The following is a 13789-nucleotide window of genomic DNA, read 5'->3' as shown; positions in this document are numbered from 1 at the left end:
CAGCCCCGCAACAGCCCGCATGACAGTCGGGTGGTGCTGGCAAGCGACAGGCCCGCGCCGCTGCCGCACACACAGGTGCCTACCAAGCCTTGATCCAGGTGTCATCCGCGCGTTGCCGCGCCGTCACGCCCCGGCCCTAGCGTGCCGCATGTCTTTGCTTCACCCATGAGGACCCCATGAAAGTCTTTTCGACACTCACCAAGGCGCCCGGCGCAGCCCTGCTGGCCGCCACACTGGCGCTGCCGCTGCCCGCGCTGTCCGATGATCGCCCCGAAATCACCGTGGCGGTGCAGGATATAGTCACCTCCGGTGCGCTGGACGTGATGCGCGAACGCTCGAACGTGGGCGCGCGGGTGTTCTATTCGATCTTTGAATCCCTGATCGATTTCGAACGCCAGAACTCGGACCTGCCGCAGAAACCGATGCTGGCGACCGACTGGCGCCAGGTGGACGACCTGACCGTGGAACTGACCCTGCGCGAGGGCGTGGTGTTTCACAACGGCGACACGCTGGATGCCGATGACGTGGTGTTCACCGTCCGGCATGGTTCTGGAGAACGAGGTAGCTGAGCGAGCGGGAAGCGGCCACGATGCGCGCAGCAGGTCGCCACCGTGGAGAAGATCGACGATCTGACCGTGCGCTCTCACGCTGAGCGGTCCCCAACCGCGCTGGTATCCATGTGGAGAAGGTCGATGACATGACCGTGCGGTTCATCACCACGCAGCCCGATCCCACGCTGATCGGACGCATTTCGCGCAATGGCTCGGAAATCTATTCGCAGCAAGGCTACGGCGCCGCCGAAAGCTGGCTGGCCCATGCGCAGAAACCCGTCGGCACCGGCCCCTACAAGGTTGTGCGCTTCGAGGATGACACCATCCTGGAACTTGAGGCCCATGACGACTATTGGGGCGGCACCCCGCCGATCAAGAAGCTGACATTCCTGGTGGTGCCCGAGGTGGCCAGCCGCGTGAACGGCCTGCTGTCGGGTGAATACGACTTCATCACCGATGTGCCCCCGGACCAGATCGACCTGATCGAACGCGAGGCCGGGTTCCACGTCGCGTGGCCCGATCACCAACCACCGCCTGATGGTGTTCGACAAGAACAACGGCCCGATGCAGAACGCCAAGATCCGCCAGGCAATGACCCATGCGATCGACCGGGAGACCATCGTCGAGACCCTCTGGGACGGTCGCACCCGCGTGCCCGCCGGATTGCAGTGAATACTACGGCGACATGTTCGTCGATGGCTGGGACGTGCCCGAATACAACCCCGACCTGGCCAAGGAACTGCTGGCCGAGGCCGGGTATGACGGCGAGCCGATCCAGATGCGCGTGCTGAACAACTATTACACCAACCAGGTCTCGACCGCGCAGATCAGCGCCGAAAGCCTGCGCCAGATCGGCCTGAACATCGACTTCCAGATGAAGGAAAACTGGCAGCAGATCACCGATCCCAGCGATGGCAAGCGCGCGATCCGCGACTGGTCGAACTCGGCCCCCTTTCCCGATCCGGTGTCGTCCATCGTGAACCAGCACTGCCAGAACGGCAGCCAGCAGCAGACCGGCGAATGGACCAATGCCGAGTTCAACGAGAACTGCCTGATCCTGGAACGCTCGATGGACCAGGACGCACGCAAGGCCGCCTTTGCCCGGATGCTGGAAATCATCGAACGCGAAGACCCCGGTTACACCGTGCTGCACCAGAACGCGATCTTCTATGGCAAGCGCCAGGATATCGAATGGGAATGGTCGGGCCTGCAGTCGATGGACTTCCGCGCCGAGAACTTCCGCGTCAAGGGCATGCAGTAACCGCATCCCACTCCGAACCGGCCGCCCCGCGCGGCCCGGTTTTCCTTTTTCGACTTTCCCCAACCGGAGCCAGAAATGATCCCCCCCAATGCAAGTGCGCGGCCTGACCGTGGATTTCGACACCGGCCCGCAGTTCGTGCGCGCGCTGCACGGGATCGACATGGAGATCCGCCGCGGCGAGACGCTGGGCGTGGTGGGCGAATCCGGTTGCGGCAAGTCGATCACATGGCTGGCCGCCCTTGGCCTGCTGGGCGGCGGCGCGCGCGTGTCGGGCCAGGTGCTGTTTGACGGCGACGACCTGCTGGGCATGGCCCCGCGCGCGCTGTCCACAGGTGCGCGGCGGGCGCGTGGCGCTGCCGTTGGAAATGCGGTTGGCGATGTTCTCGGCGTGGGCCGCCAGATCGGCGAGGCGCCGCGCTGCATCGCGGATTGCGCGGCGGCGCCGCACGGGCCGAGGCGCGCCGCTGATGGCCGGGTAGGCCTCGCCCCGACCCGGCCGGCAGTACCCGCATGAATGTCGGGCGGCATGAACCAGCGCATCATGATCGCCATGGCGCTGGCGGGCGAGCCCGACTGCTGATCGCGGACGAGCCGACCACTGCGCTGGACGCTGACCATCCAGGCGCAGATCCTGGAACTTCTGGCGGAGCTGAAACGCGCCGAGGGCATGAGCCTTCCGCTGATCTCCCATGATCTGGGCGTGATCGCCGACATGGCCGACCGGGTGGCGGTGATGTATGGCGGCCGCGTGGTCGAGGTGGGCGCGGTTGCCACGGTGCTGGACGCGCCCGCGCATCCTTATACCCGCGGGCTGCTGGCCGCCCTGCCCGATCTGGACGGCCCGCGCACCCGGCTGATGGCCATTCCCGGCGCCGTGCCCGCCCCTGACGCGCTGCCGCCCGGCTGCTTTGCCCGGCGCTGCGCCCATGTGGACGGGGTGTGCGAAACCGCCCCGCCGCCTTTGCGCGCCCTGCCGGATGCGCCCGCGCGTCACGCCGCCTGCGCCCTGATCGAGGCGCTGTGGCACGGAAAAAACAGTCTCAAAACCGCATCGCAGACACTGGAAAGGACCAGCGCATGACCCTGCCTTTGCTGTCCGCCGCGCGCTGGCGCGGCATTACCCGGTGCGCCTGCCCGGTGGTCTGCTGGCCGCCCTGCCACGCTCAAGGCCGTGGATGGCGTGGATTTCGACCTGGCTCGGGGCGAGGTGCCTGGGGCTGGTGGGCGATCCGGCTGCGGCAAGTCCCCACCGCAAGCTGGCTGCTGGGCCGTGCCCCCAGCGCGGGCGAAGTGCGGTCGATGGCGCGCCGGTGCCCACTGACCGCCGCGCGCGATTGGCGGCGGATGCGGCGGCGGATGCAGATGATCTATCAGGACCCGCTGGGCGCACTGGACCGCCGCCTGCCCATCGCCGCGCAAATCGCCGAGCCCTTCGACATCCACTGCCCCGAGATGCCCCGCCCCGAGCGGCGCGAAAGGGCGGCGGCGCTGATGGCCTCGGTGGGCCTGCGCCCCGATCAGGCCGACAGCTATCCGCATGAATTGTCCGGCGGGCAGCGCCAGCGCGTGGTGATCGCGCGCGCACTGGCCGCTGGACCCCGACATTCTGGTCTGTGACGAGCCGCGTGTCGGCGCTGGATGTCTCGATGCAGGCGCAGGTGCTGAACCTGATGTCCGATCTGCGCGACCGCACCGGCTTTGCCGCGCTGTTCATCAGCCATGACCTGAAGGTGGTGCGCCTGATGTGCCGACCGGGTGGCGGTGATCTGGGCCGCATCGTCGAGGAGGGCGCGCCGCTTGGTCACGGTGCTCGAGCGCCGCATCCTTAACCGCCGCAGCGCGCCGGGTCGAGGCTCGCGTGCGACTTCGCGGACGATCCTGGTCGCTGTCCCGCCGCTCGACAATCCGCGCTGCCCCGCCGCCGTCGCGCGCTGCCGCACGGAAATCCCTGCGCTGATGCGCGACGCAGGCCGCGCCGTGGCCTGCCATCTGGCGCAAGGGGCGGGCGGGGCCCTGTCCCCGGCCCTGCGCGCCGCGAACCAAAGGTCGCCTGATGCTGTTTTGCACTCTCTCCCGCCTGACCCGCGCCCTTGTCACCGTGGTGATGATCGTCACGCTGGCCTTCGTGATCCTGGGACACCGGCGATCCGTCGATCATCCTGGCCTCGACGCCGCCGCAGGCCTACGAGGCGTTCCGCCGCAACTGGGGTCTGGATCAGCCGCTGGTCGTGCAATACCTCAGGCATTCGCGGCCATCTTCGAGGCGACCTGGGCCGGTCGATGCGCGATGGCCGCCCCGCGCTTGAGGTGGTGATGGATCGCGTGCCGATGACGCTGGCGCTGACCCTGCCCGCGCTGGTGTTCAACCTGGGGTTGGGGCTGGGGGCCGGGGTGATCGCCGCGCTGAACCGCAACACATGGATCGACCGCGCGATCATGACCCTGTCGGTGGTGGGCTTTACCGTGCCCAGCTTTGTCATGGGTCTGGTGCTGGCGATGGTGTTCGCGGTGCAACTGAAATGGCTGCCCTCGGGCGGGTCGGGCACATGGGCGCATGCCATCCTGCCGGTGATCTCGATGGGCATGATCGAGCGGTGATCGCGCGCTTTACCCGCTCGGCCATGCTCGAGGTGCTGGGCCAGCCTATATCGCACCGCCTCGGCCAAGGGGCTGAGCTGGTGCGGTGGTGCTCGCCACGCCCTGCCCAATGCCGCCATTCCGGTGCTGACCATCATCGGCTTCATGGTCGGCTCGCTGGTGGCGGGGGCCGTGGTGGTCGAAAGCATCTTTTCCTGGCCCGGCCTCGGCCGTCTGCTGGTGGGGGCGGTGGCCAATCGTGATCTGGCGTGGTGCAGACCATCCTGATCCTGATCGGGTTCACCATGGTCTCTGCCAACGCTGCCGGTCGACCTGGCCTACGGCTGGGTCGACCCGCGCCTGCGCATCCGCACCCTGTCAACCGCCAAGCCCACCGCAAAATGAAAGAGGGCCGACATGACCGTCACCACACCCGACCCCCGGCGCGGCACAGCCTCGGTCTTCACCACGAAATCGCGCCTGTCCGCGTTTTTCCAGAAATACCCGGTGCTGATCCTGCTGGCGATCTTCTGGATCGTGCTGATGCTGGCGGTGGCGGGCCTTGGCCACCTGTTCGCCCCGCGCGATTACATGGCGATGAACCTGACCGCGCGCCTGTCCGAACCCGTGGGGCTGGGCGGCACATGGGCCTATCCGCTGGGCACGGACGAGCTGGGCCGCGATGTGCTGTCGCGGCTGATCGCCTCGATCCGCATCAGCCTGACCATCGCCTTTCTGGCCACGCTGGTCTCGGCCACGATCGGTGTCGCGCTGGGGTTTCTGGCGGCCTTCCTGCGCGGGCGCGCCGAACAGGCGATCCTGATGGTGATCGACGCGCGACGCCATGCCCTTCATGATCATCGCCCTGGCGGTGCCGGCCTTTCTGGGCAATTCGCTGACGCTGTTCACCATCCTGCTGGGGTTCTACGGATGGGAGCGGATCGCACGCATCGCGCGTGGCCTTGCCATCGCCGCCCAGGATCAGGGCTATGCCGCCGCCGCGTGACCTTGGGGCTGGCCCTTCGCGGATCTACGGCCTGCATATCCTGCCCAACATCGCCTCGACCCTGCTGGTGTCGATGACCCTGAACTTCCCCGAGGTGATCTTGCTGGAATCGGGTCTGTCCTTTCTGGGTCTGGGCGTGCAACCGCCCGAAACCAGCCTGGGTGCGATGGTGGGATACGGCCGCGACATATCCAGTCGGCGCCCTGGATCATGCTGGCCCCGGCGGCGGCGATCGTGGTGGACGACACTCTGCGTCTCGCTGCTGGCGACTGGCTGCGCGATCTGTTCGACCCGACACTGCGCTGATCCCAGGTTTCTGCAGGCGGGCGCTCCCCATCCGCCGCGCCAGGCGCGCCTCACCCGCAAGGGATCATCGCATATCGTTTTGTCCGTGCCTTATCAGGGTCTTGCCGGACCTCTCCAAAGGCACGCGGCGATTTTCACCATCCGGGCTTTCTTGACCGCAAGGACACTGACTGCTAGCTACGGCATTCGGCGCATTGTTGTCGGTTGTGCGTTCAGCGCGGTGACGTGACACCGCATCACTTCTGAAATCCAATGACGAACCGACGCATGGTTCCTAGTCTTGCGAAATGGAGCCCGGCCAATGGAGAGCAACACAAATCTGTCGGCCAGCATGCGTGACTTGCTTTCGCAGGATCACGAGACCTTTCAACTGCGCAAGGCCATTCTGGAGCATGATCTGCTGGATATGACCGTGGGCGACGCACTGTTGCAGCAGAATGACTTTCTCAAGGAGTTTTCGAGACTGCCAAGCGTCGAGCCCAAGACGGTCGAGGTGGTTTCCCATCTGCTTGACCGTCAGATCTCGCAGCTTTTCTCGGATGCGTCCGAATTCCGCAGATCCCCCACAGCCAGAACGCCCCTGGCCGACGCCCTGAAATCCTGGTCAGACGATGCAGGTCAGGAGCACATCAGCTTTCCATCGGTTTCCGGGTCATATGTCGCCGGCGCGATGGACGAAAAGGACAAGCATCCCTTGTGGGCGCTGGTGCATGCCAATGGCAAGAAGGTGTTCCTGCTGCCTGTCACCATCCCCGATCTTTTCAAGACCGAGGACGTGTGGCGCGCCGAACGGCAAGGACAGCCGGTCAACGAAGGATATGCGTCAAATCTCCAGATTGTCCTCGAAGTGGCCGCCCGGACATCGGCTGTCGTGACCTTCGTGATCGACGAGACGGTCTGGAAGGAATTGAAGACCCGGACCGGGCGATACGCCAGCCTGACCGAGAAACAGGCGGCCAAACAGATAGATATACTGAAAGCCGTGTCGCTGACCTTCAGGGATCAGGGCGATTTTCGAAACGGCGAATTTCAAGCTCGAGGGGTTGTCGAATTGCCTGGCCGTCGAGGGAGAGTTCGTATCGTCCTACTGGTTCGGGGGCTATTACAGAACCAACGACCCGCGCTTTGTCCATCATGTCTACCGCCGGATCGAGCGTGCGGACCGGTGGGCACTGGAGTTCTGAAGAGCCCGGTTTGAAATGCGTCTGGAAACAGAAGCGCAAACCCGCAGATGGCTGCCGACAGTTCCTCTTTCGATTTGGTCCATCACAGCGGATAAAAGCGCGAGGAGTGGCACTGCGCCGAGGAGCCTGATGGGCTATGGAGGCAACCTGATTGACTTGTGCACACTGTGCACTCAAGCCCACGGCCAGCGCAAGGTCAGCAGCGTGAGGATCACTCCATCGCCGAGCTTGATAATGCCGAGCGTGCGCTCGATCTGCTTCCGAAGATTCTTGAGGCCCCTGTTCTCGCTCGGGGTCTTGGGAAGAGTGATAGAGTCGAGGGTGTCAAAGTCCTTGTTCGCTTCTGGGGGGCTCGTCCGTCAAGGTTCTCTGATCGCCTTGGTCAAGTGCTGATCTGATTGTGCTTCATCCTGCGTGCCGAGACGGCTCGGCACGGCTTGATCGCTAGCGTCAACCGACGCCGTCACCTTGCGATCTTGCTCGCCAGCGAGACCGTCATGCGTATTATATATGTTGCAATAGTATATTTATGTATGCATGCTGGGTAATGATTGCCCAGGGTCTTTGCCATGCATCTCCAATTCACAAACCTCCTGAAGGCAGCCTTTTTGGCTCTTACCTTGGTCGGGCCAACAATTCCGACGCAAGTACCCGCCCAAACCTATCCGATTGACTGCGCCATCCTGCTTTGTCTGTCCGGTGGGTGGCCGTCTTCCGAGCCTTGCGCGCGCGCGCGCCGAGTTCATCCGCCGCATAACGCCCTGGCCGGTGGAGCCGCCGCTTCAGATTTGGCGCTGCCCGATGGGTGCGTCTTACGATGGGCCTGGCAGGTCGCGCCCGACGGATCGGATCTTTGATGCCTTGTTCGGCGGTGCTGGGGCCCCATCAAACTCTTCTGCCCCGCTCTTCGACCAGGCCTCTAGGGCAGGCGGCATGCTCGGACTTAAAGGCACCGACGCTGCCTGGGGCAACCTCGTGCGGGCTGATTACGCCCTCCATCTCGTAGAAGACCGCGCCGACATCGACATCAGTGGGCCGGAGTTCAATTTCGTCCGCTCCATTCGAGTCTTCGACGTGCGATATGCCCGGCAGTACATATATGAACGGGATGGCGAATGCAGCCGGATCGCGACGGTCTTCTTGGGCGGCTATGGAACCCAAGGCGACTTTTTCTGGCAGCCATCCGCCGTGTCTGCTCTACCTGAGGCACATGCTGGCCTCGAACGTTGGGGGCAAGGCTGCCCAAGCATCTCTCATCGATCGGTATTCGTGGAGTGGCGCGACTACGCGGGTAACTATGGGTTCGAACAGGTGAATTACTGACCCACCTTCATCAGCTGTGATGCGGCGACGCCTGCATGCTGGACCAGTCCACACCAACTGGATCAGACACTGATACTCATATTTATGTTACAATATCAATGGGATGACTGCACCGGTGTGCTGGCAGACATTTCACTCGTTCAATTGAAAATGCGCCAAGGTTAATCTTTTCCGCTGTCCTTCGCCACAATGTGAGCCAAACCGTCAAAGTCGATTTCACGCTTCTCGGTATCACTGAGATCAGGTTGACATCGTGCAACCCGCTGGGGGCCATTGACGTCCCACATCACCGCCAGCGCGCCCGTATTCCAGCGATACACCCACCCGACAACACTGCTCTCATCCGTCCCGATCAGATTGGCGATCGCGACGCCTTCGACCTCATCTTCGTTCACTGTTTACTGACTTCCTGCAATTTGGCGTTGCGGATGGCGGCGTCGGATATGCAAAGCGTTTGCTGCAACCGCATGCCGGGCCTCGTTAATATCGGTTACTGCTGGTCCTCGTGAGGTAACGACCTTCAGCACCGGGTGAATGCAGCTCCCGTGTTCTCAATCAATTTAATGGCTTCAAATCCTGTGGTCGGGCTCCGTGGCGGCTTCGACGATCGCCAGGACCTCGCACGGGTCAAAGCCGATAGGCCCTCGCCAGAACGCCAGCTCGACGACGTCGATCCGACGCTCGACCGCTTTCGAGACGTGCCACAAGCGACTGGTGGCGTCTGAGCTTCGTCCGCCAATCTGCTGCTGGCTGAGACCCGCATTCTGACGTGCATCGACCAACGCACTGGCACGAGCGCCACCTGTCCATTTGCTCTGATTGTATTTGCCACGCGTCACATACCTTTTGTGACGTCGCTAGCGGATGAAATCCGTTATCTAAAAAGTAGATATTTGAGGGTGTTATCGGCGTCTGGTTTCCATGGGCTGCAAGTCTGATGCATCCCGACGTGACCCATCAATCCCCCACCAGCTGCAGGAACCGCCCGTAGTCCTCGCTGACGTCCCGCGCTTCATCGAACGCCCGGGCACGCTCACCGTCGAGGCAACGGAAGTAGCTTTGGATATCTCGAATGTAGTCTTCGAAATCGCGCCGGATGATGTCCGGCATAATCACGGGCCGCTTGCGAATCGCTTGGCAGGAAGGGACGGGGCGGCGCGAGGCAGGCCGCCGCAAAACCCGGCCCCGGGATACACGACGAGAATGGCGACGGTTTGCAATGGGAGGAGACTTGTCAACCTTGGGTTTCTCAAGCCCGTTATCTCCTTGATCGACGGACACTGGCCGTGACTAGTGTTTGTGTAACCAAGACTACAGCTAAAGCATCTGCATATTACATCTTGCGGTCGATAATATACTATCGTAACTCTGGGCTTCAAGTGGGAATGCCCGGGGTTGCGCCATTGGAGAAAGCGTGAGCCGGGCCATGAACTGGGACATCGAAGCACCAAATGTGGTTACGGAAGCCAGGTTCCGCGAGCTCGTGGAAAGCGGCTATAGCGCAGAAATCCTGTGCCAGGAGTCGGCACATAAGAAAGGCCCCAGCTATTACGGGGTCTGGGTCATGCGCGTTGTCTCTGACGACGGCGTGGAAAAGCTCCTGGTCACCGCCCGCACGCGGACGACCTACAACGATATCAAGATCCGCGAGTTCAAGACGATCTCCGGCGTGGTGTCTTTCTTCATTGGCCTTGGCTTCTGCGCATGTCGACCTGCCGCTTGAGGCGGGCAGCAAGCCGTACGCATAAACTCGCCCCGCCAGACAAAGCCCCATCAGACAAGGGCGCTGGCAACTAACTCTCGTCTGTCTCTGGCTGGTCGCCGCGCCAGCCTCTGCACAGATGGTCCTGGTCATGGATAGCGACGGCTCTCTGACCCCGTCCCGCTCCCAGAGCGGCTTTGCCCGGAACTACAATGACGGCATTGGTCAGGGATCGGCGTCCGATGGTTTGGCCATTCTTGGCGAGACTGAAGCAGCTTCCGAACCTGACGCGCTGAGGTTTGCGGCACTCGCCCAGCCAGCACCCCTGCCCCGCGCAGACGTTCTCTTGGGCATCGAGGCAACCGCCCTGCGCTATGCCGGCCATCCCGGTTTGCGCCGCGCAGAGCTCTCCGTGAGGGATTGGCTGACCCTTTACCGGGCCAATATCGAGGTGGAGAGCGCCTACCGGCAGGATGCGGTCTCCAGCGCGGGTGCCATTGGCCTTGGTCAGCTGATGCCCGCAACAGCTCGTGACCTCGGCGTCGACCCGAATGACCCGCTGCAGAACCTCGACGGGTCCGCCCGCTACCTCGCGATGATGCTGGAAACCTTCGGCGATCCGCGCCTGGCGCTGGCGGCCTACAACGCCGGGCCCGACGCCGTGCGCCAACACGGTGGCATTCCCCCTTACCGAGAAACCCAGAACCACGTGGCCCGCGTCATGGCTGTGGTCGCCCGATTGGAAGGATCAAATTCATGAAACACATATCATCTGTATTCTTGGCCAGCCTGACGCTCTTCCTGTTTGTGGCGGAGCCTGCGCTCGCCCAGAGCATCGACCTCTCCCCGATCCAGAGCCTGTTGCAGGGCATTGTCGATGCGCTGACCGGGCCGCTCGGGGTCGTCATCGCCACACTCGCGGTTCTCGGCGTCTTCCTCAGCTGGTTCTTCAACATCATCGATCTGCGCCAGGCGCTCTGGGTCCTGGTCGGCATCGCCGGTGTCGCCGCAGCCCCGACCATCGTTGCCGCGGTCTTTGGCGCCTGAGTTTGCCGTGGCTGAACGCTCGCCGCTCTTTCTGGGCCTCGTGCGCCCGCCCAAGCTTCTGGGCCTGCCCATCATGTACGCGATGGTCTGGCTCTTCGGCTCGGTGCTCTTGTTCGTCTGGGTGCAGCACATCGCGGTGCTGGGTGTCGCCGCCCTGCTCTATCCGGTGCTCTGGAAGGCCGCGGATTGGGACCCGCGTTTCATCGACGTGATGATGACCGCGCTGCAGGAGACACCGCCCACGCGCAACAGATCCATCCATGGCGGGGACAGCTATGCCCCGTGATGATGCCCTGGATCGAGCGCTCGATCCCCGCACCATGACGCCGGACTGGTATGCGCGCGAGACCCGCCTCGCGCATATGCTGCCCTATGTGAGCCTCGTTGACGACCAGACCGTGCGCACCCGGGTGAACGAGCTCTTCCGCTGCATCCGGCTCGAGGGGATCAACAGCTACACGACCGACGATGCCTATCTCGACAAGGTGACGGCGCTTTTTGCCCGCATCGTCGCGCAGCTCGGGCCGGAATTCAGCTATTACGTCCACAAGGTCTCCAAAGCCATCACACCGTGATCTCGACCCCATTCTTGAGGACAGCTTCGCAGGCGAGGTCGACCGGCTCTGGCGCGCGAAACTCGAGACCAGCGGGCTCCGCGACAAGACGCTGACCCTCACCGTCATTCACCGCCCGCCCCCGAAGAGCCTCCTGCCGCACCTCGGCCGCAGCGCTCCGGACAGACTCAGGGAGGAGACCCGCAAACGCCTGCAGCGCCTGGGCGAGGCCGTGAACGTCTTCCTGTCCGGCCTCGCAGAGCTCAATCCGCGCCTGCTGTCGGCTGCAGTCCGGCGAGTTGGTGGGCTTTCTGGGCGCACTGAACACGGGCCGGGAGCTGCCGCTCTACGCCTGCCAACACCTACGGCTTTTTGTCCGTCAACGTCGCCAATACCCGCGTGACGTTTCAGGGCGATCATTTCGAGCTCTCCGAAGGCGTCGTGGGACATCGCTACGGCAAGAGTTTCACCATCGGGGAATACTCGGAAGGCACCTCCTGCACCATGTTCGACATGCTGAACCTGCCGGTCGACATGATCGTCACGCATTCCTTCACCCCGATCAACTCGAACCTCATGGCGGGCCGCATCAAGCGGCAAAAGCGCCAGATGCAGGCCAGCCAGGACGCGGCCCTCTCGCTCATGGACGCCCTCGACATCGCCGCCGATGATCTCGAGGCCAAGCGCCAGAGCTTTGGCGAGCACCACATGGTCGTGACGCTCTTCTGCGACACGCTCGAAGAGCTGCAGACCCTCAGCGCCGAGATCGTCAACGCTGCCGCAGCCGAAGGCGTGAAAATGATCGGCGAGCGGGTCGCGGCCAAGGCGCATTACCTCAGCCAGCACCCCGGCAATCAGCCCAAGCGCGTCCGCGCCAGCGCCGTCACCAACCGCAACTTCGCGGATTTTGCGGCCTTCCACCGGACGCAGCTCGGCAAACCGTCTGAGCAAACGCCCTGGGGCCGGGTCATCACATATTTGCCTACACCCGAGCAGAGCGCCTACCGGTTTTCCTATCACGAGCAAGGCTCGCCCGAGAAAGAACCCACCAGCGGGCACACGCTGATCATGGGACGGCCCGGGTCGGGCAAATCGGTGCTTGTCGGCCTTTCTCATGACCCAAGCCCGTCGCGCAGGGGCGCGGATCTTCGTCTTCGACTACCGATCCGGTATGGAAATGGCGGTGCGTGCCAATGGCGGGCGCTACGCGTCGCTGAAAGCCGGCCAACCCACGGGCCTCAACCCGCTCTGGACCGAGACCGATGCGCGCGGGGCGGCATGGCTTTCGGATTGGCTCGGAACCCTACTCTATCGCGCCGACAAGCCCCTGGCACCTGCGCAGACCAATCGCATCCAGGAAGTTGTGCGCCAGAACGCACAGGCCACAAACCCGGCCCTGCGGAACTGGCGGGATTTCGCGTCGCTGTTCGTGTCCACCGATGATGGTGGCGATCTGCACCAGCGCCTGCTCGAGTGGACCGAAGACGGCCGCTATGGCTGGATCTTCGGGCAGAGCCTCGAGGACACGTTCTCGCTCGAAGGCGATGTGGTGGGCTTCGATCTCACCGGCATTCTCGACAGCGAGGCTGACAAGGAGCGGATGGCCGTCCTTTCCTATCTTTTCCGCCGGGTCGAGCGCGAGATCGAGGATCGCCGCCCCACCATCATCGTGATCGACGAGGCCTGGAAGGCGCTCGACAACGCGTATTTCGCCGAGCGGCTGTCGAACTGGCTGGTGACCGCGCGCAAGCAGAACACCGTCGCGGTGATGATGACGCAATATGCAAGCCAGCTCGAGCGCACCCGGACCGGCAAGACCATCGTCGAGGCCGTGCCGACGCAGATCCTGCTGCCCAACATCCGCGCGCAACCTGCGGATTACGCCATGCTGAACCTGACAGAGAAGGAACTCGATGTCCTTCTCAACACGGGCAGCAACAGCCGGTTGGCGCTGATCCGCGACGATCAGGGCTCAATCGTCGTCGATGCCGATTTGAGCGCCCTCGGTCCCAATCTCACCATCCTTGGCGGCATGGAGAAAGGCGAGGCCCTCGTCGGCGCCGATTACCGCGACCGCCCAGACTTCTGGAGGCTTTCATGATCCGTATTCTCTTGTCAGTGGCCGCACTCGGCCTGCTCGCCTCTTGTGCGCAGTATCGCGAACCGCAGGCCAACTGCTTTTCCTTTCTCGCCTCGACAGGCGCGACGGGTGCGGCGGCCCTGGACTGCCACTTTGCGCCGCTCAGCACGCCGGAGGGCGGCATTGACGTCTAGGCTG

15 protein-coding genes and 6 pseudogenes are annotated in these 13789 nt (G+C 63.4%); 19 read left to right on the top strand and 2 right to left on the bottom strand.

The window, feature by feature from the left end:
• The first annotated feature begins 176 nt into the window (after positions 1 to 176).
• From ACQ651_RS20405 to ACQ651_RS20345, 13 genes and pseudogenes are all read left to right on the top strand, one after another.
• Entirely contained in the window at positions 177 to 569 is a 393-nt protein-coding gene (locus ACQ651_RS20405) for an ABC transporter substrate-binding protein (protein WP_430450389.1), read from the top strand.
• Positions 570 to 697: 128 nt separating this feature from the next.
• Positions 698 to 1812 (top strand): annotated as a pseudogene (locus ACQ651_RS20400) (ABC transporter substrate-binding protein).
• Positions 1813 to 1900: 88 nt separating this feature from the next.
• Positions 1901 to 2326 (top strand): ATP-binding cassette domain-containing protein, encoded by a 426-nt coding sequence (locus ACQ651_RS20395; RefSeq protein WP_430450388.1) that lies wholly within the window; start codon positions 1901 to 1903, stop codon positions 2324 to 2326.
• A gap of 153 nt (positions 2327 to 2479) precedes the next feature.
• Positions 2480 to 2893 carry an oligopeptide/dipeptide ABC transporter ATP-binding protein gene (locus ACQ651_RS20390; RefSeq protein WP_430450387.1) on the top strand — a complete coding sequence of 138 codons (414 nt, stop codon included), beginning with the start codon at positions 2480 to 2482 and terminating at the stop codon, positions 2891 to 2893.
• Positions 2890 to 3429: an ATP-binding cassette domain-containing protein gene (locus ACQ651_RS20385; RefSeq protein WP_430450386.1), complete on the top strand. Its 540-nt coding sequence runs from the start codon at positions 2890 to 2892 to the stop codon at positions 3427 to 3429. The genes ACQ651_RS20390 and ACQ651_RS20385 overlap by 4 nt, the downstream gene beginning before the upstream one ends.
• A complete protein-coding gene (locus ACQ651_RS20380) occupies positions 3426 to 3641 on the top strand; it encodes a hypothetical protein (RefSeq protein ID WP_430450384.1) in 216 nt (71 codons plus the stop codon). The genes ACQ651_RS20385 and ACQ651_RS20380 overlap by 4 nt, the downstream gene beginning before the upstream one ends.
• Positions 3642 to 3865: 224 nt before the next feature.
• Positions 3866 to 4126 (top strand): hypothetical protein, encoded by a 261-nt coding sequence (locus tag ACQ651_RS20375; RefSeq protein WP_430450383.1) that lies wholly within the window; start codon positions 3866 to 3868, stop codon positions 4124 to 4126.
• A complete protein-coding gene (locus ACQ651_RS20370; protein ID WP_430450382.1) occupies positions 4093 to 4410 on the top strand; it encodes an ABC transporter permease subunit in 318 nt (105 codons plus the stop codon). The genes ACQ651_RS20375 and ACQ651_RS20370 overlap by 34 nt, the downstream gene beginning before the upstream one ends.
• Positions 4411 to 4482: 72 nt before the next feature.
• Positions 4483 to 4677 carry an ABC transporter permease subunit gene (locus tag ACQ651_RS20365; RefSeq protein WP_430450533.1) on the top strand — a complete coding sequence of 65 codons (195 nt, stop codon included), beginning with the start codon at positions 4483 to 4485 and terminating at the stop codon, positions 4675 to 4677.
• A 129-nt stretch (positions 4678 to 4806) separates the two neighbouring features.
• Positions 4807 to 5472, top strand: coding sequence for a hypothetical protein (locus ACQ651_RS20360; RefSeq protein ID WP_430450381.1), 666 nt, complete (start codon positions 4807 to 4809; stop codon positions 5470 to 5472).
• Positions 5418 to 5564, top strand: a pseudogene (locus tag ACQ651_RS20355) (ABC transporter permease); the annotation flags it as partial. The gene ACQ651_RS20360 and the pseudogene ACQ651_RS20355, both read left to right, overlap by 55 nt.
• Before the next feature lie 543 nt (positions 5565 to 6107).
• Positions 6108 to 6899, top strand: coding sequence for a hypothetical protein (locus ACQ651_RS20350; RefSeq protein ID WP_430450380.1), 792 nt, complete (start codon positions 6108 to 6110; stop codon positions 6897 to 6899).
• Positions 6900 to 7454: 555 nt separating this feature from the next.
• Positions 7455 to 8208, top strand: a pseudogene (locus tag ACQ651_RS20345) (hypothetical protein).
• Positions 8209 to 8369: 161 nt separating this feature from the next.
• Here the strand turns inward: ACQ651_RS20345 and ACQ651_RS20340 are convergent.
• Positions 8370 to 8603, bottom strand: a complete 234-nt coding sequence (locus ACQ651_RS20340) for a hypothetical protein (RefSeq protein WP_430450379.1) — start codon at positions 8601 to 8603, stop codon at positions 8370 to 8372.
• Between the two features lie 562 nt (positions 8604 to 9165).
• A pseudogene (locus tag ACQ651_RS20335) lies at positions 9166 to 9428 on the bottom strand (hypothetical protein).
• Positions 9429 to 9634: 206 nt separating this feature from the next.
• Here ACQ651_RS20335 and ACQ651_RS20330 point away from each other — a divergent pair.
• From ACQ651_RS20330 to ACQ651_RS20305, 6 genes and pseudogenes are all read left to right on the top strand, one after another.
• Positions 9635 to 10005, top strand: a pseudogene (locus ACQ651_RS20330) (hypothetical protein).
• A 44-nt stretch (positions 10006 to 10049) separates the two neighbouring features.
• Entirely contained in the window at positions 10050 to 10670 is a 621-nt protein-coding gene (locus tag ACQ651_RS20325; RefSeq protein ID WP_430450378.1) for a lytic transglycosylase domain-containing protein, read from the top strand.
• Positions 10667 to 10957 carry a TrbC/VirB2 family protein gene (locus tag ACQ651_RS20320; RefSeq protein ID WP_430450377.1) on the top strand — a complete coding sequence of 97 codons (291 nt, stop codon included), beginning with the start codon at positions 10667 to 10669 and terminating at the stop codon, positions 10955 to 10957. Before ACQ651_RS20325 ends, ACQ651_RS20320 begins: the two co-directional genes overlap by 4 nt.
• A gap of 7 nt (positions 10958 to 10964) precedes the next feature.
• On the top strand, positions 10965 to 11243 hold the full coding sequence (locus tag ACQ651_RS20315; protein WP_008327373.1) for a type IV secretion system protein VirB3: 279 nt from the start codon (positions 10965 to 10967) through the stop codon (positions 11241 to 11243).
• Positions 11233 to 13612, top strand: a pseudogene (locus ACQ651_RS20310) (type IV secretion system protein B4). Before ACQ651_RS20315 ends, ACQ651_RS20310 begins: the two are co-directional and overlap by 11 nt.
• The gene (locus ACQ651_RS20305; RefSeq protein WP_430450376.1) at positions 13609 to 13785 is read left to right on the top strand and encodes a hypothetical protein; all 177 of its coding nucleotides are present in this window, start codon (positions 13609 to 13611) and stop codon (positions 13783 to 13785) included. The pseudogene ACQ651_RS20310 and the gene ACQ651_RS20305 overlap by 4 nt, the downstream one beginning before the upstream one ends.
• Positions 13786 to 13789 lie beyond the last annotated feature (4 nt).

The organism is Rhodophyticola sp., assembly GCF_965284195.1.
In the GTDB taxonomy this organism is placed as follows: domain Bacteria; phylum Pseudomonadota; class Alphaproteobacteria; order Rhodobacterales; family Rhodobacteraceae; genus Rhodophyticola.
This window is presented reverse-complemented; position numbering and strand designations above follow the sequence as displayed.